The organism is Dokdonella sp. (genome assembly GCF_041395345.1).
Taxonomy (GTDB): Bacteria; Pseudomonadota; Gammaproteobacteria; order Xanthomonadales; family Rhodanobacteraceae; genus Dokdonella.
The window spans coordinates 1-20,366 of the sequence record NZ_JAWLAR010000007.1 but is presented as its reverse complement, the minus strand read 5'-3'; the positions used below and the strand labels follow the sequence as shown (position 1 = coordinate 20,366).

At 60.7% G+C, this 20,366-nt stretch carries 18 protein-coding genes, 1 tRNA gene and 2 pseudogenes; 8 read left to right on the top strand and 13 right to left on the bottom strand.

The window, feature by feature from the left end; translation table 11 throughout:
- Positions 1-149 precede the first annotated feature (149 nt).
- Genes R3F00_RS07705 through R3F00_RS07695 form a run of 3 tightly spaced genes read left to right on the top strand, consistent with a single transcriptional unit; the run spans position 150 to position 1,625 of the window.
- On the top strand, positions 150-995 hold the full coding sequence (locus tag R3F00_RS07705; RefSeq protein ID WP_371281195.1) for a hypothetical protein: 846 nt from the start codon (positions 150-152) through the stop codon (positions 993-995).
- A 4-nt stretch (positions 996-999) separates the two neighbouring features.
- Positions 1,000-1,200 carry a hypothetical protein gene (locus R3F00_RS07700; protein ID WP_371281194.1) on the top strand — a complete coding sequence of 67 codons (201 nt, stop codon included), beginning with the start codon at positions 1,000-1,002 and terminating at the stop codon, positions 1,198-1,200.
- Between the two features lie 53 nt (positions 1,201-1,253).
- Positions 1,254-1,625, top strand: a complete 372-nt coding sequence (locus tag R3F00_RS07695; RefSeq protein WP_371281193.1) for a hypothetical protein — start codon at positions 1,254-1,256, stop codon at positions 1,623-1,625.
- Between the two features lie 528 nt (positions 1,626-2,153).
- On the opposite strand, the gene R3F00_RS07690 is transcribed toward R3F00_RS07695, so the two are convergent.
- From R3F00_RS07690 to R3F00_RS07670, 5 genes and pseudogenes are all read right to left on the bottom strand, one after another.
- Complete coding sequence (locus tag R3F00_RS07690; protein WP_371281192.1) at positions 2,154-2,729, bottom strand: tetratricopeptide repeat protein; 576 nt, start codon at positions 2,727-2,729, stop codon at positions 2,154-2,156.
- 22 nt (positions 2,730-2,751) lie between these two features.
- A complete protein-coding gene (locus R3F00_RS07685; RefSeq protein ID WP_371281191.1) occupies positions 2,752-3,066 on the bottom strand; it encodes a tetratricopeptide repeat protein in 315 nt (104 codons plus the stop codon).
- Positions 3,003-3,470 carry a hypothetical protein gene (locus R3F00_RS07680; protein ID WP_371281361.1) on the bottom strand — a complete coding sequence of 156 codons (468 nt, stop codon included), beginning with the start codon at positions 3,468-3,470 and terminating at the stop codon, positions 3,003-3,005. Before R3F00_RS07680 ends, R3F00_RS07685 begins: the two co-directional genes overlap by 64 nt.
- Before the next feature lie 436 nt (positions 3,471-3,906).
- Positions 3,907-4,122 (bottom strand): annotated as a pseudogene (locus tag R3F00_RS07675) (hypothetical protein); the annotation flags it as partial.
- A complete protein-coding gene (locus R3F00_RS07670; protein WP_371281190.1) occupies positions 4,053-4,400 on the bottom strand; it encodes a protein kinase in 348 nt (115 codons plus the stop codon). The pseudogene R3F00_RS07675 and the gene R3F00_RS07670, both read right to left, overlap by 70 nt.
- A 288-nt stretch (positions 4,401-4,688) precedes the next feature.
- On the opposite strand from R3F00_RS07670, the gene R3F00_RS07665 reads away from it, so the two are divergent.
- The 4 genes and pseudogenes from R3F00_RS07665 (at position 4,689) to R3F00_RS07650 (ending at position 8,062) form a co-directional block, all read left to right on the top strand.
- Positions 4,689-4,853, top strand: coding sequence for a hypothetical protein (locus R3F00_RS07665; protein ID WP_371281189.1), 165 nt, complete (start codon positions 4,689-4,691; stop codon positions 4,851-4,853).
- 240 nt (positions 4,854-5,093) lie between these two features.
- Positions 5,094-5,731, top strand: a pseudogene (locus R3F00_RS07660) (ECF-type sigma factor).
- A 120-nt stretch (positions 5,732-5,851) separates the two neighbouring features.
- Positions 5,852-6,874, top strand: coding sequence for a hypothetical protein (locus R3F00_RS07655; protein ID WP_371281188.1), 1,023 nt, complete (start codon positions 5,852-5,854; stop codon positions 6,872-6,874).
- Positions 6,875-7,972: 1,098 nt separating this feature from the next.
- Positions 7,973-8,062 (top strand) — tRNA-Ser (locus R3F00_RS07650).
- Between the two features lie 268 nt (positions 8,063-8,330).
- Here the strand turns inward: R3F00_RS07650 and R3F00_RS07645 are convergent.
- The 3 genes from R3F00_RS07645 to R3F00_RS07635 form a co-directional block, all read right to left on the bottom strand.
- Positions 8,331-10,490, bottom strand: a complete 2,160-nt coding sequence (locus R3F00_RS07645; protein WP_371281187.1) for a serine/threonine protein kinase — start codon at positions 10,488-10,490, stop codon at positions 8,331-8,333.
- 263 nt (positions 10,491-10,753) lie between these two features.
- A complete protein-coding gene (locus tag R3F00_RS07640; RefSeq protein WP_371281186.1) occupies positions 10,754-11,653 on the bottom strand; it encodes a TSUP family transporter in 900 nt (299 codons plus the stop codon).
- A gap of 36 nt (positions 11,654-11,689) precedes the next feature.
- A complete protein-coding gene (locus R3F00_RS07635) occupies positions 11,690-13,345 on the bottom strand; it encodes an MFS transporter (protein WP_371281185.1) in 1,656 nt (551 codons plus the stop codon).
- 137 nt (positions 13,346-13,482) lie between these two features.
- Here R3F00_RS07635 and acs point away from each other — a divergent pair, with 137 nt between their 5' ends.
- Positions 13,483-15,426 (top strand): acetate--CoA ligase, encoded by a 1,944-nt coding sequence (gene acs, locus R3F00_RS07630; protein ID WP_371281184.1) that lies wholly within the window; start codon positions 13,483-13,485, stop codon positions 15,424-15,426.
- Positions 15,427-15,449: 23 nt separating this feature from the next.
- Here acs and phoU read toward each other — a convergent pair whose 3' ends face one another.
- The 5 genes from phoU to pstS all read right to left on the bottom strand — a co-directional run bounded on the left by phoU (position 15,450) and on the right by pstS (position 20,031).
- Entirely contained in the window at positions 15,450-16,202 is a 753-nt protein-coding gene (gene phoU, locus R3F00_RS07625) for a phosphate signaling complex protein PhoU (RefSeq protein ID WP_371281183.1), read from the bottom strand.
- A gap of 9 nt (positions 16,203-16,211) precedes the next feature.
- Positions 16,212-16,955, bottom strand: coding sequence for a phosphate ABC transporter ATP-binding protein PstB (pstB, locus tag R3F00_RS07620; RefSeq protein WP_371281352.1), 744 nt, complete (start codon positions 16,953-16,955; stop codon positions 16,212-16,214).
- Between the two features lie 73 nt (positions 16,956-17,028).
- Positions 17,029-17,916, bottom strand: coding sequence for a phosphate ABC transporter permease PstA (gene pstA, locus R3F00_RS07615; protein WP_371281182.1), 888 nt, complete (start codon positions 17,914-17,916; stop codon positions 17,029-17,031).
- Positions 17,913-18,884 (bottom strand): phosphate ABC transporter permease subunit PstC, encoded by a 972-nt coding sequence (gene pstC, locus R3F00_RS07610; protein WP_371281181.1) that lies wholly within the window; start codon positions 18,882-18,884, stop codon positions 17,913-17,915. Before pstC ends, pstA begins: the two co-directional genes overlap by 4 nt.
- A gap of 160 nt (positions 18,885-19,044) precedes the next feature.
- Positions 19,045-20,031, bottom strand: coding sequence for a phosphate ABC transporter substrate-binding protein PstS (gene pstS / locus R3F00_RS07605; protein ID WP_371281351.1), 987 nt, complete (start codon positions 20,029-20,031; stop codon positions 19,045-19,047).
- Positions 20,032-20,366: the final 335 nt, after the last annotated feature.

Below are 20,366 nucleotides of genomic sequence, written 5' to 3'. Positions count from 1 at the left end.
GAGATCGGTCCGCACCCGAATCGTCCCTTAGGCCGATCGATGGAATTGGCCGTGCCCTTTCAGCGCCGATCTGCCGCGATGCGATATTCATTGGCGTACTTTTCCGCCATTTGTCGCATGAGCCTCAAGGAACGATTCCAGGAGGCTGCATGTTCATCACGCGACCACGCATTTTCGGTGTTGCACTGGCTCTCGTCACACCGCCGGCTGTTGCCGGATCTGGCTCCGGCTGGGTGCTGGAGACAGTGCCCACGTCCGAGGTGCTCAACGGCGTCAGCGCTCCGTCGTTGGATTACGCCATGGCCGTTGGCAACAACGGCACCATTGTGCTGTTCGAGAACGGAGACACGGGAACCCTGATGGTTTCCGGCACCAGCAAGGACCTGCTCGACGTCTACGCATCCTCACCGAATCTTGCCGTTGCCGCCGGTATCGATACCGTCCTGCTCTGGGATGGCATGAGCTGGGACGAAATCAGGAATACGACGGATGGGACGCTGTTTACCGGAACCTGGATTTCTCCGGAAGAGGATGTGGTCCTGTACGGCATACTCGGTGCCAGCTTCGACTTCGTCTGCCCATACTTTCCGGCCATGCCCGATCCACCGCCGTTCTGCCGGACCTTTGGTAGAGCGCTGCTGGCGGCCTGCGGCCACAGCGACGACATCAAGGTCATCACCGAGGACGGTGATGTCTATCGCGTCGACAATTTTCTGGGCGATATCGACGCTACCAATCCAATCCACGAGGAACCCGGACTGCTCGGCCTGACCGCCGTCTATGCGCCGCAGTTGAGTTGCCTTTCGGGAGCCGTTCCGCCCCGTTCGATGTTTGCCATTCGCCAGTCCGGGGAGATCTGGCATTTCGACGGAGACAACTGGACCGACATGAATGTGCCCATTCCAGCCAGCCAGACGCTCACGGCGATTTCCGGCACCGGTCCGGGCCTCGTCGTGGCGAGCGGATTCGAACCAAAACCCCGCTGGTGGGAATGACGGCGTGATCTGGCTTTTCAACGGAAACTCATGGACCCAGGAAAACGGACTCCGGGCAGGATCCGCCGGAATGGTCGATGTCAGTGCGAACATCGAAAGGGATTCGGACTTCATCTTTGCTGGCGACTTCGACACAGCGACGATTCCGGCCAGCGCGGGTTTGCTTTCGCGTATTCGCGCCGTGGAGAAGAAGGGCAGCTGCTGACCAACGAGGTCCTGGCGCCATCTCCGGTCAGTGACCTCTCTGCATCGCTACTCTTGAATACACCTGAACCCCATGTATTCGGACAGCGTCTGGTCTACGATTTATTGATCAAGAATGAGGGCGGACAGACCCTCATGAATATCGATTTCCAGATCGGTACCGATGCCCGCGACCTGACCTATGTGTCGAACGACTGCGGTCTCGGCAATCTGTCCAATTCATCTACCTGGGTGGAATGGGGTAGACCGATCGCGGTGCTCGAGCCAGGAGCGGCGTTTCCCTGTACGGTTTCCTACGACATCGCTACCCAGTCCGCGACCGGGTTCATTACGGCTCGCGTGGTCGCCTTCAACATCGATGACTATGACCCGCTAAACAATACGTACTCGGTGGCCATCCAGGCGAATCAGACGCCAGCACCCTGAACTAGTGGAGATTCGCGATAGACGGTCGTCATGGCCTCCGCCGGGCGTAGATGATCCGGGCCAAAAACTGCTCGAATTGAGTGCTACCCGGAAGTAGGAGACAAGACTGCAGAACAGCCGTTTGGAGTAGCAACAGCTGTCCGCAGGGCAAGTGCCATGGATGGCTCGCACTCAACTGCCGACAGGCTGATGAAGGTGGACGTAGGAAGCGTGATGCTCAACATCCGGAAGCGGGAGCGCCGCCCTCGTTGCCTTGATCCAACCCATCCATGGTGTTCTCCTCCGGGCCGGCATTCGCCGTTCGTACCCGATCCAGTCGGATGCGGTCAGGACCCCGCCGGCACAAGAACAACATTCCCAACGGACTCCTCCTGTATGGGGGCCCCACAATCAATGCATCGACAATGACGAGTGTCGATGCCAAGCGCCCGGGATGAAGTTCAAGGGGTCCTGTTGGCGCGCGAGCGTGTCGGCGGATTCTGCTCGAAGGTTTTGCACCCGCCAGTCGCTCGCGCCGCGCCACCTGGATCAAACGATCCATCGCGGATGTTTCCATAGCCGAGCCTCGCTCGGTCTCTCCGGCCCACTGCAGCAGGCGACCGAAAGCTGGATATCCAGCGTCCGCCAGTCGTCGGGGCCGCGGTTGTCCAGACTGATCTGACTGGCCTCTTCGGCGAGGGCGACGATTTCGTCGGACGGTCGTTCGTTTTCGCGCTGGCGCGCCTTGGCCAACCAGATCAGCGTATCGGCCAGATGTGGATGGCGTCCATCAGCCAGATTCTTTCTGATTTGGCGCGCGAGTTCGAATTGCTCGATCGCCGGTTGGACCTTGCCAAGGTCGAGCAACGTTCTGGCGCGCATGTGCGCGATGAATCCTGCGCTGGGGTGCTGTTCGGGCAACTCGCGCTGACGAATCGAAGCGGCCCGATCGATGAAAGCGAGTGCGTCTTTCGGCTGACCTCGGTTCAATTGGAGCATGGCCAGATTCACCAATGGGGCAATCTGGCGTTCGCTGCCATCAGGGAATTTTGCGTCGTCCAGGGCAATGGCCTGTTTGTAGTGTTGCCCCGCCTGATCGAAGTCCCCGAGATCGTGTTCGACCAAACCACGGTTCCCAACACCCGGATCAGGCGTAACGAGTCAGGCCCGGTGTTTTTCTTCCATGGAAAGGCAGCTTCGTAGTGCGGGATTGCCAGCACCGATCGGCCCGACTGTAGGCGTCGCTCGAGCGCATTCTGGGTGCGGGCGATAAGTGGATGGTTGGGCTCATGCGCGCTCCCATGATCTGCAACGCCTGGCTCAGATAGGTTTCGGCTTGCTCGTATTGCCCTTGTGCGAGGTGCACCACGCCCAATCCGTACAAGGCATCCGCGGTCCTCACATGTTGATCACCATAGATCGAACGGATGGTCGCGTAGACATCCGTACTGGATCTGGGCATTCCTGAAGTCGCCGTCCGACCAGTACGGTGAGGCCATCTTGCTGCGCGCTACCATGAGCTGCACCCGCTCGCCTTGCCTTCCCTTCGTCATCCCATCCCCGCAATGCTTCGGCGAGCATCCAACGCGCCTCGTCTCGCTTTCCGGCGTTGGCCAAAATGGTGCCGAGTCCGGCCTTGGCAGTGCGGATGGCCAGCGCATCGCTGCGTTGTTCGGCCAGCGCAAGCGCCTGACGCTGGTAGGCTACGGCTTGCTCGCTTCTTTCGGCCAGGTTTTCGGCGTGCGCAAGGCTGCTCAGAGCGCGCAATCGCTGGTCGGTTGCGTCCACCGGCAGCTCGTCCAGTGCCTCGAGCAGACGCTGGCGACCGGCTTCCAGCTCGCCGATATCGACCAGGGCGCGTCCCATGGTCTGTTTGAGGCTTCCCGAAATGTCCACAGGGCAGGCGGGCGCGTTCGATCTGGGCGGCGCCGTCCGTCAACAGCGTGGACAGTTCGGGCGGCTTGCCCTCCTGCATGCGCGGGCTGGCTTCGTTGAAGAGATCGGACAGGAAAGCAGACACGCTCTGGGCTCTCGCCGTCTGTGAACGGGCCTTCTCGAGTGCGAGGCCCAGTCGGTGCGTCTGCACTGCGAGAATCACCGACAGGCCGATGAGGCCGAGCACGCTCATCGATCCGATCGCGACGCCTTGTCGATGGCGTCCGACGAACTTGCTCAATCGGTATCCCGTCGAGTCAGGCCGCGCCTTGACCGGCCGGCCCTCCAGCCAGTTCTCGATGTCGTCAGCCAGGGCCGACGCGGTTGCGTAGCGCTGATCGGGGTCGCGGTGGAGCGCCTTGAGCACGATCCGGTCGAAATCGCCCTGCAACTGTCTGGACAGGCGTCGGTCCGGGTCCACCCGCTGGCTCGGCGGTGTCGGCGTCACCCGCAGTGCATCCTCGAAAATGCCGGCCAGCGATCTGTTGCGTCGGTCGAAAGCGCGCTGGTCGGTCACCAACTCGTAGAGGACAGCCCCCAGCGCATGCACGTCGACTGCGGTACCGACAGCCTCGCCACGGATCTGCTCGGGAGCGGCATAGTCCGCCGTGAAAGCAAGCGAGGTGTATGCGTCTGGTCCACCGCATCGCCAAAGCCGGACAGCGGCTTGGCGATGCCGAAATCGAGCAGCTTGGCCTGGCCATTGGCGCCGACCAGGATATTTCCCGGCTTGATGTCGCGATGCAGGATCAGGTTCCGGTGTGCGTGATCGACGGCGCGGCAAACTGGCAGGAATATGCGCAGCCGTTCCCGTAGCGCGAGCCGATGTATTCGGCAGTAGTCGGTGATCGGATTTCCCATCGATCCACTCCATGACCAGGTACGGGCATCCCGATTCCGTACTGCCGCCATCGAATAGTCGGGCGATGTGCGCGTGGTTCAAACGCGCCAGCATTTGTCGCTCGGATTCGAACCGGATCCGGGCCGGATCGGAGCGGGCGATGTTCGGAAACTTGATGGCGACGATCTGTTCGAATTCGCCATCGTCGCGAAAACCGCGCCAGACGTGGCCCATGCCTCCCCGGCAATTTTCGAATCCAGTCTCCACGGACCGATGCGAGTGCCGTGTTTCAGGGCATCGAGTGGGAAATGCGCAAGCGATTCCGGTTTGATGTCGAGCGGCGACTCGCCCGAATCGTGCGCGGCGAGCAGGCGGCACAGCGTGGCGGCCTGGTCGGGATCGGCTTCATGCACTCGCGCCAGGCGCAGTTCGCGCTCGTCCACGGTGCAATCGACCAATTCGTCGAACAGTGACCAGAGCTCGGTTCCAGCGTGGATCGTTCATGGATCTGCCCGCATCCGCGAATCTGCCGGTGCTGGCCGGCGGTCAACTGCATACTGCGCGGTCGAGCCTTGCAGTGCAAAGTGCGGGCCCGATTTCTTGAGCAGCATTGGGCGCTCGACCGTATCAAGCCGGAGTGGCCACGATTGTGCGATCCCTGGCCCGGTCGGGATTAGACTGTCGACCATGGCAGACCCGACGTCACGCGACTGTTGCGGCAAGTATGCAGCGGCGATTCATCCGAGGCCGAATTGCTCGAACTGGTCTACGCCGAGCTCAAGGAAATGGCACGCAGCCGGATTTCCCGCGAAGCCGGCGTAATACCATGGGCACGACCGGTCTCGTTCACGAGGCGTGGTTGCGGATAGTCGGGCCGGGCTGGCCCGATATCGAAAGCCGACGGCATTTCTTCGGCATCGCGGCCGAAGCCATGCGGCGCATCATGATCGAACGGGCGCGCTCTGCCGGAAGGCAAAAGCGGGGCAATCATGCAACGCGGATCACGCTGCAGGAGTACCACGGCCAGGAAACGCGCAACGACAGCATCGACCTTGTCGCACTGGACCAGGCCTTGAGCGAACTCGAAGCCGGGGACAGCGGCATGTCGCAGGTCGTCAAACTGCGCTATTTCTGTGGACTTACGGCAGAGGAGGTCGCGGAAGTACTGGAAATTTCGCCGCGCACGGTCGATCGCAAAATGGAAGGCCGCCCGGGCCTGGATGCAGGTGCGTCTTGGCTGAGAGGAAGGGCCGACCGGGTCGGCCTGTTGCAAATCGTTCACGAAGAAATTGGCGCGTTAAAGCGTGTTTGTCGCATGGGGTGTCAGGACGCATACGGAGACCTGACATGAACCCTTGTTGGCCTGGAATAGCCCTTTTTGCGATGCTCGCAGGAGCCCATCCGCAATCGCCCAGCTGCCGACTATCCTGCGCGGTGACACGCCGGTGTCGGGTGACCAGTTCGCCGCTCGGTGGCCATTGACGGCACTATCGCCGTGGTCGGCGCACCTCGGGATGGCACGATCGCCGCGGAGGCTGGCGCCGCCTATGTCTATGAGAAGGCGGCGGGTACCTGGTCGCATCTGCAAACGTTTTACGGCCAGGATATCGGCGATCAGTTCGGCTACTCGGTAGCCGTGGTCGTGGATTCGTCCGGACTCAACGAAGGGGACTTCATTGCGGTTGGCAGCCTGCTCGGTGACGGCGTCACCGGTTTGAGCAACGTCAATATCTATCGTCGAATACCGCCAAGTCCGACGTTTGCGTTTCAGCAGACGGTCAGTGCCGGCGATGGCAACGGATTCGATGAATTCGGCCATGCCATCGCGCTCGACCTGAGCGTGCCCGGAGAGAGCCTGAGTGGCGATCCGGTCTATACCCTGGTCGTCGGCGCGCCCGACGACAATGGCGCCCAGGGTCAGGACATGGGCTCGGTCTACATCTTTCAACTGGCACCCAACGGCATCGCCTGGGCCCCTACCGCGAAGCTGGTTCCGACGGATATCGTCGGCGGCGACCTGCTCGGCCGCTCGGTCGCGATCGAGGGCGACCTCATTATCGCCGGCGCAACGGGTTGGCCATTCGGCAACAATCCCGGAGGGGTCTCGTATCTGATGCGCCGCTTCTACGACACCGGGGCTGGTTATTTCAATTGGGAGGTCAACAATCGGCTCACCGCGAGCGACGGTGAGTCAGGCGACCTGTTCGGACGCCGGGTCGCCATCGACATCGGCGTGCCAATCGTCGGCGCTCCCTTTGCCGATACCGGTAGCGGCGGGCAGGGCGCCGTCTACATTTTCGGTGGCATGCCTGCCGGCTACGAGATCACCGAATCGCAAAAGATCCTCGCGCCCGATCCCTCGGATTCAATCAATTTCGGCGTCAACCTCGCGATCCACCGGCATGTGCTCGTGGCCAGCGAACAGACCGACCCGCCCGGATCCAGGTCTATCAGTCGCCTGTCCAGAACGACTGGACCTGGGTCGAGACCCTGAGTGTGACCGACCCCGGAACTTCTCAGGTAGGCGCAGAAGCATTGGCGTTCCGCGCCCCGGACGTGATTGCCGGTGACTTCTCCCATAGCGGCGGCGGCGCGGCCTACATCCTGACCAGCCCGGCAATCTTCATCTTCAGCTCCGGTTTCGACTGAGCCACTGCCTCCTTGGGTGAACGCCCCGACTAAGCTAAACTCCGGCCCGCCCATCCATCCAGGATGTGAGGGGCACGCATGGAACCAATCGATCGGCCGCCTTCTCGCAGCAACTCTTGTCAAGCAGAAGGATTCGGAAAGATGGCCGAGTGGTTTAAGGCAGCAGTCTTGAGCGCGGAGGCAGGAAGCCGGAGCCAACATCGCCGAAGGCGATGGCCCGAAGGGCGCAGGACGGGACGTCCGGAGTCAAACTGCCGTGGTGGTTTGCGCAGCAGCCATGATGAGCAGAACAATATGGAGAGATGGCCGAGTGGTTTAAGGCAGCAGTCTTGAGCGCGGAGGCAGGAAGCCGGAGCCAACATCGCCGAAGGCGATGGCCCGAGGGCGCAGGACGGGACGTCCGGAGTCAAACTGCCGTGCTGGCTTGCTCAGCAAGCCCTGACGAGCGGAAAAATCAGGAGAGATGGCCGAGTGGTTTAAGGCAGCAGTCTTGAGCGCGGAGGCAGGAAGCCGGAGCCAACATCGCCGAAGGCGATGGCCCAAAGGGCGCAGGACGGGACGTCCGGAGTCAAACTGCCGTGGTGGTTTGCGCAGCAAGCCATGATGAGCAGAACAATATGGAGAGATGGCCGAGTGGTTTAAGGCAGCAGTCTTGAGCGCGGAGGCAGGAAGCCGGAGCCAACATCGCCGAAGGCGATGGCCCGAAGGGCGCAGGACGGGACGTCCGGAGTCAAACTGCCGTGGTGGCTTGCATAGCAAGCCGTGACGACCGGAAAAATCAGGAGAGATGGCCGAGTGGTTTAAGGCAGCAGTCTTGAGCGCGGAGGCAGGAAGCCGGAGCCAACATCGCCGAAGGCGATGGCCCGGAGGGCGCAGGACGGGACGTCCGGAGTCAAACTGCCGTGGTGGCTTGCACGTCAAGCCGCGACGAGCGGAAAAATCAGGAGAGATGGCCGAGTGGTTTAAGGCAGCAGTCTTGAAAACTGCCGTGGGTTTACGCCCACCGTGGGTTCGAATCCCACTCTCTCCGCCAGAAATGAAAATAGCCCCGAAAGGGGCTTTTTTCATATCTGTGGATGGGAGTGCGTGGACGAAACAACCCAGGGTTCGACAATTTCATCTGGAATGAAATTGGACAGCCGCAGGCTGGCCCGGAGCGCGCAGCGCGGAGGGTGAGGCTCAGGGACGAGCCGAACCTATCCCACTCTCTCCGCCAGACAAGAAAAGAGCCCCGAAAGGGGCTTTCTTCGTGGTTCTTCCTTCCTGCACTTGATCGTGACCAATTGCACCCTCCGGATCCTTCAATTCCCGTCTGGATCCTCCGCCACCAGGACCAGGATCCAGCCCAGCGGATCGATATGGTCGAAGGCGATGATGTCAGCACGGCCAAGAAACTGTGTCGAGACTGTGCCGACTTCGTTGTTCCTGAAGGTTTCGCGAAGTGCATCGTCGCCAAATGGGGTGAGCAAACCCGCGGGCTGACCGTTGGCCGCTGGCTTCAGCACATCTTCCGAGGCGAGCAAGCGAGCATCACCGTCAAGCAGGATGAGCTTGTGCCCGTCGTCATCGCGCAGCAGGTTGTAGACGATGAAATCGAGTGCAATTTCCATCGAGAGCGCACCGATAAACATGCCATCCGGGGCGCGCATCGGGCTGCTCAAGGGTAGCAGGACATTGTCGCCATCCTCATCCGCGAACGGCGTACCCCAGAGCGATTTCGCCTCGGCTTTCATGGTTCGGTACGCATCGCTCTCGCGCGGATCCCTTTCGTCCAGCACGATACGCCCGGGGTAGCGCATGAACAGTCCCTTCTCGAGGACCAGTTCCAGACCCAGTATTCCATTTGCATACTGGCCTCCGCCCAGGCTGCGCCGGGTCGTTTCGAGCAACGTGTCGCGATAGCTTCGAAGGTGATCCAGACGCGCGACATCCGGACGCAACGTGCTCTTGTCGAGCCCCGGAGCCACGCTCCATACGGCTTCCTGCATGCTGAACTCATGGCCCGTTCCGGGCTGGATGGCATAGTCGGCGGGTCGCTTCTCCGCATCCAGGAAGTCTTCACTCCAGTAGATGCTCGGATTCTCTGCGGGCACGCCGAATTGCACCAGTTGTGTCGCTGCCAGTGCGAGCGATTCCAGTTCGCTCTGCACAAGCGCCAGTTGCAGTTGCAGCGAATCTCCCTCACTTGCCACATGCTCGATCAGGTCACGCTCCATGTTTTCGCGTGTACGCACTGCCTCAGCCTGCTGTTCATGGCGCAACATCAGGACAATGAAGCCGAGTGCGGCCAGGGCCACCAGGCCAAGCAGGGAAAGCAGCATGCCCTGACGGTGGTGCCCGACGAATCTCTGCGCGCGTTGCCATGCGGAATCGGGCAACGCGTGCACGGCCTCGCCATGCAGATAGCGTCGAAGGTCGTCGGCCAGTTGGCGCACGTTCGCATAGCGCTGCCCGGGTTCAAGGCGGGTCGCGCGTTCGATGATGGCCCGCAAGGGTGGGTCAATTGCCCGACTCTCGAATGCGTGCGATACGACTTGTCGTTTTCCGGCAGCGGCGTTGTGCATGACCTCCTGTGCGTTGTTGCCGGCGAATGGTGCCTTGAGGGTGACGAGCTCGAACAGCATCAAGCCAAGTGCGCACTGATCGCTGAGTGGTCCGAGTTCATCACGGCGGCCCTGTGCCTGTTCAGGCGACATGTAGCGCGGCGTCCCGACGACGCTGCCGAATTCGGTTTGCGCGCCTCCGGTGTTGTCGCTGAGGCCCAGGCCACTCGTGGAATCCGGATCGTCGCTCTCGAACAGGCGGCAGATTCCCCAGTCCATGACATAGGTTTCTCCGTGCTCGCCGAGCATGATGTTGGCGGGCTTGAGATCGCGATGAATGACGCCCTTGCCGTGCGCATAGTGGATGGCCTCGCAGATCTTCAGCACGTGCTCGATGCGTGCCGCAAGACTGTGTTCCTCGTCCGGTTGGCCACCGTCTGCATAGGACCTGAAAGTCTCCTGCAGGTAGTCGAAGAGCGTTCTCCCCGTGACCAGCTTCATTGCGTAGGCAGGCGCACCTCCGGGTGCCACTTCCAGTCCATAGACCGGTACGATGTAGGGATGGTCCAGTTGCGCGGTGACTTGCACTTCACGCAAAAAGCGGAGTCGTGCCGGGCTGGCATCCCTCAATTCGTCTGACAACTGCTTGATTGCAACCTTGCGCAGCAACTCGAGATCACGAGCGACGTGAACGGTGGCCATGCCGCCACGACCGGCTTCGCCGACGATCATGTAGCGAACCCGGGCCGGTTCGAGATTCGCCTGAGTGGATGACGTCGAAGCGGCGGAAGAAGAATTTTCTATGGTTGCCGCGCCTTCCGTTCTGGCGGGCAATTCCAGGGACAGCGTGATCGCATCGGGATCGGCGGCCGGTTTACGGCCGGGAATGATTCGCGTTGTTGCATTGTCATGATTCACGCTGCCATCTCCGGAGTCGAAGGCCGAGGCCTGACGATAGCCTGCATGGGCTCGATTGACGACCGTGGCGTTGTCCAGGCACTCAACCCTTCAACAACACGCCGGCCAGGGCACGGCCCAGCAGGATCCATTCGAGACCGAACCTGATGTGCGATTCGGTCTGGATCGTCATCGAATGATGCTGCAGGCAGGTCGCCTGGCGTACCACGGGACCATGTCTGTACCCATGCAAGCGACCGTCTGGCGCACATGGATCAAGTTGCCTATCGCGCCTCGATCACGGCAGGAGCTGCCTCAACGCGCGGGGCGAACGCGGCCTTCAGCAATACTGCGGCGGCGTACAGAACGACCGCCACGACACCCCATCGCAGTGCGGTCAGTGGCAGGCTCCTTACCACGAACGCCGCGAGCATGACGGCGGGTATTCCGCCAAGCGCAAGTCCGAGAACGATGCGCAAATCGATACGCTCGGTGCGAATGAATCGAGTTGCACTGGCCGGCATCAGGAATGCGCAGGCCCCCATCATGACGGGAAAGGCGGCGGTCGGATTCAGGCCGAGGAGACTGAGCAGGATCAGCGAAGGCGCATACAGGCCGATTCCGAACGTCATCAGCGTACCCAGGAAGAAGTGCGCTACAACAGCAATTGCAAACAGCCAGCCACTCAAGGCGAGCGAATTGCCGCCAGCCGGGACAAGATCGACATTGGTCAGAGCGTACAGCAGTGCAGCAATGAGCAAGGCGATGCCTACGATCTTCTGCACGGCACGGACACTGAGTCGCTGCACCAGCGGTACGCCCAGGGTGGCTCCTGCAACGGCGGCGACGATACAGGCGATCAGCAGAAGCGGATCAACATCGACTAGCTTTATGAAAATGAGCGCCTGGCAGACGGTTGGAAGGGCCTGCCCGGTATTCAGCGTCGCCGGTATGAAGCTGTCGGGTACCAGCTTGCGCAAGCGGAGCCATGCCGTCGTGGGTGCGAACGAGCCGATGCCCAGTGTGTCGAAGAAATTCGTAACGCTACCGAGCACGACCGCCTCGAAACGAGGCTGCAACTGAGAACGTGCATACGCGATGCGCAGCAGCTGGATCGCATACAGGCTTGCGATGAGTACCAGAGTTGCGAGCAGGATGGTGACGATCACGGGGTTCTCGAACACGGGACAAACATCGATGAAGGCTCCTCGCCCGGCAGGCTATCTGGAGATATCCACATCTCTGGTTTCCGGCAGGAACAAGGTGCCGATAACCAGGCTCATTAGGGCTATGACGACGGGATACCACAAACCCTGGTAGATGTTTCCAGTGGCAGCGACCATGGCAAAGGCGATGGTTGGCAGGAATCCGCCGAACCAGCCGTTGCCTATGTGGTAAGGCAGGCTCATCGAGGTGTAGCGGATGCGCGTCGGGAACAACTCGACCAGCCATGCCGCAATCGGGCCGTAGACCATGGTCACGTAGATCACGAGCACGCTCAGCAGGACGACCAGCATGGGCGTGTTGACCCGTGAATGATCCGCTTTTCCGGGATAGCCGGCCGACTCCAGGGCCTTGCCCAGCTCGGACGTGAAGCGTGCGCGTTCGGCCCGGGCTGCTTCATCGGCGAGCGCGGCGGCATCATGGGAAGCCAGCGTAGTCGAGCCGATCCTGACCCTGGACAGCGAGCCGGGCGGCGCGCTTTCGTTGGAGTAGGGCGTGCCACTTCGGGCCAGCGCGCTCTTGGCGATATCGCAGGAAGTGGTGAACTGGCTGGTTCCAACCGGATTGAACTGGAAACTGCAGTTCGAGGGATCTGCCACCACGACTACCGGACTCGACCGCGCAGCAGCCTCAATGGCCGGATTGCCGTAGTGGGTGAGCGCCTTGAAGATTGGGAAGTACGTCAATGCCGCAAGCAGGCAACCCGCCATGATGATCGGCTTGCGGCCAACTTTGTCCGAGAGCCAGCCAAACACGATGAAGAACGGTGTACCAATGGCCAGCGCGGCGGCAATCATGAGATTGGCGCTGGTCGCCTCGATCTTGAGCGTCTGGGTAATGAAGAACAGCGCGTAGAACTGGCCGGCGTACCAGACGACCGCCTGACCGGCTGTCGCCCCCAGCAGCGCCAGAATCACGATGCGACTGTTTTTGGTCATGAAGCTTTCTGTCAATGGCGCCTTCGACAGCGTGCCTTCGTCCTTCATCTGCTGGAACAGGGGAGATTCGGAAAGTTGCATGCGAATCCAGACCGAAATCATCAGCAGGACGAACGAGAGCAGGAATGGAATTCGCCACGCCCAGGCTTCGAATTCTTCGGCACCGAAGGCATAGCGGCAGGCGAGGATGACGAGCAGGGAAAGGAACAGGCCGAGAGTGGCCGTTGTCTGGATGAAACTCGTATAGAGACCGCGTTTACCATGCGGTGCATGCTCGGCCACATAGGTCGCCGCGCCCCCGTATTCACCGCCGAGGGCAAGCCCTTGCAGCAAGCGCAGAGTAATCAGGATGATGGGCGCAGCGACACCGATGGTGGCATAGTTGGGCAAGACACCGACCAGAAAGGTCGACAGACCCATGATCACGATCGTCATCAGGAACGTGTACTTGCGCCCGATCATGTCGCCGATGCGGCCAAACAGGAGTGCGCCAAACGGACGCACCGCGAATCCTGCGGCGAAGGCGAGCAGCGCGAAGATGAACCCGCTGGTGGGATTGAGCGCCGTGAAGTACTGGCTGGCGATGATCGCGGCCAGCGACCCGTAAAGGTAGAAGTCGTACCACTCGAACACCGTACCAAGACTGGATGCGAAAATGACTTTCGCATGGCCGCGCGTCAGCGATGCCGGTTTGCCGGATTGTGAATTCGTCATGTGCTGCCCCCTGTCGACTTGAATACTTCGGCATTCGCACTGCATAGGTCAACCGGCAATTAGCCGGGGGCGCGCAAGGAGCGCCCGGGCGTGGCACTATCATGATCAACCCCGACAGAGACCCTGTGGAGGACCCCATGTCGCAATTGCACCCTGTACCCGCGGCATTTGCCGCGACCGCGCGCATCAACAAGGCTGGCTACGACGAGCTGTACGCGCAGTCCGTGGAAGATCCCGATGCCTTCTGGTCGCGCGTGGGTGCGCGGCTCGACTGGATCAGGCCATTCAGCAAGGTCAGCGATGTTTCGTTTTCAGCGGAGGATCTGCATATCCGCTGGTACGAGGATGGACTGCTCAACGTTTCTGCCAATTGCCTGGACCGGCACCTGGCCACGCACGGGGACAAGACGGCGATCATCTGGGAAGGCGACGATCCCTCGGATTCGAAGCGGATCAGCTATCGCGAGCTGCATGCAGACGTCTGTCGTGCCGCCAACATGCTGAGTAACCTGGGTCTGCAAAAAGGCGATCGAGTCGCCATCTACATGCCGATGATTCCCGAAGCTGCCGTCGCCATGCTGGCTTGCACGCGTATCGGAGCCGTTCACACGATCGTGTTTGCCGGTTTTTCTCCGGATTCGCTCGCCAGCCGCATTTCCGACAGCAAGTGCAAGCTGGTGATCACCGCAGATGAGGGCATGCGTGGAGGGAAGCGGATTGCATTGAAGCGAAACGTGGACGAGTCGCTGCTGCGCGAGAACACCAACAGCGTCGAAACGGTTCTGGTTGTCAGGCGCACGGGCGGATCGGTCGACATGCAGGTCCCTCGCGACCGCTGGTGGCATGCCTTGATGGAGGGACAATCCGGGCAGCATGAGCCAGTGCCGTGCGAGGCGGAACATCCCCTGTTCATTCTGTACACGTCCGGTTCGACGGGAACCCCGAAGGGAGTCCTGCACACGACCGGCGGGTACCTTGTGTATGCCAGTTTCACGCACGAATGCGTATTCGATCTTCGCGAGAACGACGTCTACTGGTGTACTGCAGACATCGGATGGGTGACCGGACACAGCTATTCCATCTACGGCCCGCTGGTGAACGCGGCCACGACGCTGATGTTCGAGGGGGTCCCGAATTTCCCGGATAGTTCGCGTTTCTGGCAGGTGGTCGACAAGCACAAGGTGTCGATTTTCTACACCGCTCCGACGGCCATTCGTGCACTGATGCGCGAAGGCGATGCGCCGGTCCGGTCGACTTCCCGGGAGAGTCTGCGCGTGCTCGGCTCGGTCGGCGAGCCGATCAATCCGGAAGCCTGGGAGTGGTATTACCGCGTTGTCGGCGAGGGTCGATGCCCGATCGTCGACACCTGGTGGCAGACCGAGACCGGCGGGATCCTGATCACCCCCCTGCCGGGCGCGACAGACCTCAAGCCGGGTTCGGCGACGCTTCCGTTCTTCGGTATACGGCCAGCCATCGTCGACGCCCATGGCAACGTGCTTGAGGGCGAAACGGAGGGGAATCTCGTGCTGACCGCGTCATGGCCCGGCCAGATGCGCACGGTTTATGGCGACCACCAGCGCTTCGTCGACACCTATTTCAAGGCCTACCCTGGCACCTATTTCACGGGCGATGGCGTTCGACGCGATGAGGACGGCTATTACTGGATAACCGGTCGGGTCGATGACGTGATCAACGTGTCAGGCCACCGGCTCGGTACAGCCGAGGTCGAAAGCGCGCTGGTCGCTCATCCGAAAGTTGCCGAGGCTGCCGTGGTGGGTTGTCCACACGAGATCAAGGGGCAGGGCATCTACGCCTACGTGACCCTGCTGGTCGGGGTCGATCCCGATGACTCGCTTCGCAAGGAACTTGTCGACTGGGTGCGCAAGGAGATCGGACCGATCGCAACGCCCGATCATCTCCAGTGGGCGCCGGGGTTGCCGAAAACGCGCTCGGGAAAGATCATGCGTCGCATTCTGCGCAAGATTGCCGAGGACCAGCCCGGCGCGCTCGGTGATACCTCCACGCTGGCTGATCCTTCAGTGGTTGACGCACTCGTCGAGGATCGCCTCAACCGGCAGTAGGCTCGTCGATTGCCGGGCAAGCCTCAGGCATCGGGCTCTTCACCCTTGGCCTTGGGCGGAGCCATCTTGGCCACCACCGAGGCCGTCTTGTCGCCCTTGCGCCTGTCCTGCGGAATCTGCGTGCCGTGCACGATGAAATAGACGTTTTCGGCAATGTTGGTAGCGTGGTCCCCGATGCGTTCGATGTTCTTGGCCATGAACAGCAGGTGCGTGCAGGCCGTGATGTTGCGCGGGTCCTCCATCATGTAGGTCAGGAGTTCGCGAAACATGCCGGTGTAGAGACCATCAAGCTCTTCGTCTCGTGCCCAAGCGAGCAGGGCGCGGTCCGCATCCCTGTCGCGGTACGCGATCAATACTTCGCTGATGATCTCGGCGGCAAGCTTGCCCAGGCGTGGCAGGCTGAAAACCGGTCGGACAAGGTCGACCCGATTCAGGGCAATCGCGCGTTTTGCGACATTGGCCGAATAGTCGCCAATGCGCTCGATGTCGGATGAGATGCGCAAGGCTGCGAGCACTTCGCGAAGATCCCTGGCCATCGGCTGGCGCAGCGCAAGCAGTCGAATGACATCCTGGCTGATGACTTCCTCTAGACCGTCGATTTCCTTGTCGCTCTCCACGATACGCGTGGCCATGTCGCTGTCGCGTTCGACGACGGCATCGATGGAAGCTTCGAGCTCCTTCAGTGCCAGATCGCCCATGCGCTGGATCTCGCCGGTGAGGCGGGCCAGTTCTTCGTCATAGCTCTTCACGATGTGGTCATTGCTCATGGTTGGCATGGATGTTCCTTAGCCGAAGCGGCCGGTTATGTAATCTTCGGTCTGTTGCTTCGTGGGTTGCGTGAACAGCTTTTCGGTTTCACCGAACTCGATCAGCTCGCCCAGATACATGAAAGCCGTGTAGTCCGAGCAACGCGCGGCCTGCTGCATGTTGTGGGTGACGATCGCAATCGTGAAGTTCTCGACCAGTTCGGAAATGAGCTGTTCAATCTTTCCGGTCGCAATGGGATCCAGTGCCGAAGTGGGTTCGTCGAGCAGAAGGACCTGGGGCTTGAGCGCAACGGCGCGCGCGATGCACAAACGCTGCTGCTGTCCGCCGGAAAGCCCCAATGCGCTTTGCTTGAGCTTGTCCTTGACTTCGTCCCAGAGCGCTCCCTGGCGCAAGGCTTCCTCGACGCGGGCATCCATGTCCGACTTCTTGAGCTTCTCGTAGTGCCGGATCGCGTAGGCCACGTTCTCGTAGATCGACATCGGGAACGGCACCGGCTTCTGGAAGACCATGCCGACCTTCGATCGCAGCTTGTTCAGGGCGTACCGTGGATCGAGAATGTTCTCCCCGTCCAGGAGCACTTCGCCTTCTGCCTCCTGTTTGGGGTATATCGCGTAAATGCGGTTGAAAATGCGCAGCAAGGTCGACTTGCCGCAGCCTGAAGGCCCGATCAATGCCGTCACGCGCTTCTCGGCAATGTCCAGGTTCACGTCCTTGATGGCGTGGAACTTGTCGTAGTAGAAATTCAGGCTCTTCGCGCTCATCTTCGGCACGGCGCCTTCACTTTCAGCTCTTGCGTTCGCACCCACAGTGGGCGCCGACATGGCAAAGTTGAGGTCAGTCATGGCTGATCTTGTTCCTGAGGAGAATGGCGCGTGCTATGAGACTCAATACGAGCACGAAGAAAGTCAGTACCAGTGCGCCGGCCCAGGCCAGTGTTTGCCAGGACTCATAAGGGCTGGCCGTGAACTGGTTCATCACGACCGGAACGCTGGCCATGGGCTGGGTCAGATCCGTGCTCCAGTACTGGTTGCCAAAGGATGTGAAAAGAAGCGGAGCTGTTTCGCCGCTGATGCGAGCGAGCGCAAGAATCACACCAGTGACGATACCTGCGGATGCGCCACGATAGAGAACCTGGACGATCACCTTCCATTGCGGAACGCCAAGGGATAGGGCTGCTTCACGCATTTGCGAAGGCACCAGGCGCAGCATTTCATCGGTCGTTCTTACCACCACGGGCAGTACGATGAAGGCCAGCGCGAGCGCACCTGCAATGGCAGAGAATCCGCCGCCCATCTGCGCGACTACGAGGGTGTACACGAACAAGCCGAGTACGATGGATGGCGCCGACAGGAGAATGTCATTGACGAAGCGGATGACCAGCCCGATCTTGCGTGCGCCCGCATACTCGGCCAGCCAGGTCCCGGCAGCAATGCCCAAGGGCGTTCCGATCAGGATGGCGAGCCCGCACATCACGGCACTGCCGAAGAAAGCATTGGCGAGTCCGCCTTCCTGCAGCGGCGGCGGCGTATTCTCGGTGAACAGGGCGATATTGATGCCGCCCAGGCCCTTGCTCAGCGTGGTCCAGAGGATCCAGGCAAGAAAGAACAAGCCGAAGATCGCCGCGACGCATGACAGGATGATCGCCACGCGATTGACGATACGGCGTTTGCGATAAAGTCGATCGGCAACTCGGGTGGATGCAGGCAGCGTTGCCTCGGTCATTTCAGACCCTCCCGTCGGGAAAGCTGCATCAGCATGAGGCGTGCAATCGCGAGGACGAAGAAAGTGACGATGAAAAGGACAAAGCCCAGCAACAGGAGCGCGGAGCGGTAGGTATCGGTCGCTTCGGCAAAGTCGTTGGCAATCAGGGCCGCGATGGTCGTGCCGGGTTCAAGCAGCGATACCGAGAAGCGAACCGTATTGCCCACCACGTAGGCGACTGCCATGGTCTCGCCAAGGGCGCGACCCAGGCCAAGAAAGACGCCGCCGATCACCGCAGACTTCGTATACGGAAGCACGATGTCCCATACGACTTCCCATTTGGTTGCGCCAAGCGCATAGGCCGACTCCTTGAGACGGCCGGGTACGGTCAGGAATACATCACGCATGACCGACGACACGAACGGGATGACCATGATGGCCAAAACGAAGCCGGCGGTCAGCATGCCAATGCCAATCGGCGGGCCCTGGAAAAACTGTCCGATGAACGGCAGGGTGCCGAGGTGGTCGTTGAGCCAGGGCGTGCCGTATTCGGTCATGACGGGCACCAGCACGAACAGGCCCCACATGCCGTAAATGATCGAGGGGATGCCCGCAAGCAGCTCGATGGCCGATCCGACGGGCGTGCGCATCCAGGCGGGCGCCACTTCGGTCAGAAAGACCGCAATGCCGAAGCTGACCGGCACCGCGATGAGCATGGCGATCACGGCAGTGACGAGAGTGCCGAATATCGGGACCAGCGCGCCATAGCGGTTTTCGACGGGATTCCATTCGGCGGAGAAGAAGAAGCTCCAGCCTTCCTGCGCCAGAACCTCCCTGCCACCCCAGAGCATCGACAGCGCAGCACCTGCAAGGGCGATAAGAACAAGGAATGCAGTAATGGCCAGCGCGTAGCTGAAGCCCTTGTCCTGCAGCTCGTCGCGGCGGGAATGGGGTTCGGGTACGGCTCCTCGGGCAGCTATCGTTGTCATGTCAGGGCAATCAAGGGATGGGTCCCGCGGGGTAGGCTGCCGGTTTGACCCGGGGCCGCAGCTCTTGCGTCTCCGGCAAATGGAGGCCTTTCATTCAGGCTTGTAAGACAACGGCCTGCAGGCAAGATGAGTTGCCTGCAGGCCCTGGATCAACCGAATGTCACTTGATGCGATCGGCCCAGTAGGTCTTGATCTGTGCGACGAGGTTAGCGGGCAGCGGCACGTAGTCAAGCTCTGCCGCCTGCGATTTTCCATTCTCATAGGCCCAGCTGAAGAATTCGCGTGCTGCAGCCGAGCGAGCCGCATCCTTCGGCTGCGCGTGCATCAGGATAAAGTTGGTGGCGCTGATCGGCCAGGATTCGTCACCCGGTGCATTGGTGATGACCAGGCTGTAGTCGGTGGCGTTGGCCCAGTCGGCACTGGCCGCCGCAGCCGCGAACGATTCGGCACTGGGGCTGACGAACTTGCCCGCTGCATTCTGCAACTGCGTGTAGTTCATCTTGTTCTGGATGGCATACGAAAGCTCAACGTAGCCGATCGAGTTCTTGACCTGCTTGACGTAGGCGGCGACGCCCTCGTTGCCCTTGCCGCCAAGGCCGACCGGCCACTGTACCGATGTGCCTTCGCCAACCTTGTCCTTCCACTCCGGGCTGACCTTGGAAAGGTAGTTCACAAAGTTGTAGGTGGTGCCCGAGCCGTCCGAGCGGTGCACGATCGTGATCTTGCCGTCGGGTATGCTCATGCCGTCATTGAGGGCAGCAATGGCCGGGTCATTCCACTTGGTGACCTTGCCAAGGAAGATGTCGGCGAGCACCGGGCCGCTCAGCTTGAGCTTGCCGGGTTCGATGCCAACGACATTGATGACCGGAACCACACCGCCGATGACCGACGGAAACTGGACCAGGCCGGCTTCCTTCAGGTCGTCCGGCGAGAGCGGCTTGTCGGACGAGCCGAAATCGACCGTCGCCGCCTTGATCTGGGCAATGCCGCCGCTGGAGCCGATCGACTGGTAGTTGACCTGTTTGCCCGTGGCGGCATTGTAGTCGGCTGACCACTTCGACATCAGCGGGAAAACAAACGATGCTCCGGCTCCGGTAACGTCTGCAGCGAGGGCCGTATTGGCTCCGAATACCGCTGCCGCGGTAATGACCGCCGCACTCAATTTGCTGGAAATAGTCACTCTGGCGACTCCTTGGGGTTGTGTAACAAAGGCTGGACAGGCGCACTTTGTAGCCCCCCAAGATTGCAGGAGTGTTACAGGTGGTGGGAGCGGGAGCAGGGAAGGGGGAGTGGGGACAGGGCATGTGCAGTGCAACGCTCAGGCGTCTTGAGGCCGGCTTCCTTCATTCTCACTGACCGAGAATGTAGATCCTGCTTGTGAAAAAGCTAGGACAAACAGGGTGTTAAGACGAGAAGCTCGAAAATGCCACTTGTTTCGACTCCCGCGCTAGTCTCCGCTGATGTAATCCGGACCCTTTCCTA

Coding starts and splice junctions, on each gene's coding strand:
- R3F00_RS07705 (WP_371281195.1), top strand. CDS start 150: ATGTTCATCACGCGACCACGCATTTTCGGTGTTGCACTGGCTCTCGTC.
- R3F00_RS07685 (WP_371281191.1), bottom strand. CDS start 3,066: ATGCCCAGATCCAGTACGGATGTCTACGCGACCATCCGTTCGATCTAT.
- R3F00_RS07680 (WP_371281361.1), bottom strand. CDS start 3,470: ATGGGACGCGCCCTGGTCGATATCGGCGAGCTGGAAGCCGGTCGCCAG.
- R3F00_RS07670 (WP_371281190.1), bottom strand. CDS start 4,400: ATGGGAAATCCGATCACCGACTACTGCCGAATACATCGGCTCGCGCTA.
- R3F00_RS07665 (WP_371281189.1), top strand. CDS start 4,689: ATGCGCAAGCGATTCCGGTTTGATGTCGAGCGGCGACTCGCCCGAATC.
- R3F00_RS07635 (WP_371281185.1), bottom strand. CDS start 13,345: ATGACGAATTCACAATCCGGCAAACCGGCATCGCTGACGCGCGGCCAT.
- acs (WP_371281184.1), top strand. CDS start 13,483: ATGTCGCAATTGCACCCTGTACCCGCGGCATTTGCCGCGACCGCGCGC.
- phoU (WP_371281183.1), bottom strand. CDS start 16,202: ATGCCAACCATGAGCAATGACCACATCGTGAAGAGCTATGACGAAGAA.
- pstB (WP_371281352.1), bottom strand. CDS start 16,955: ATGAGCGCGAAGAGCCTGAATTTCTACTACGACAAGTTCCACGCCATC.
- pstA (WP_371281182.1), bottom strand. CDS start 17,916: ATGACCGAGGCAACGCTGCCTGCATCCACCCGAGTTGCCGATCGACTT.
- pstC (WP_371281181.1), bottom strand. CDS start 18,884: ATGACAACGATAGCTGCCCGAGGAGCCGTACCCGAACCCCATTCCCGC.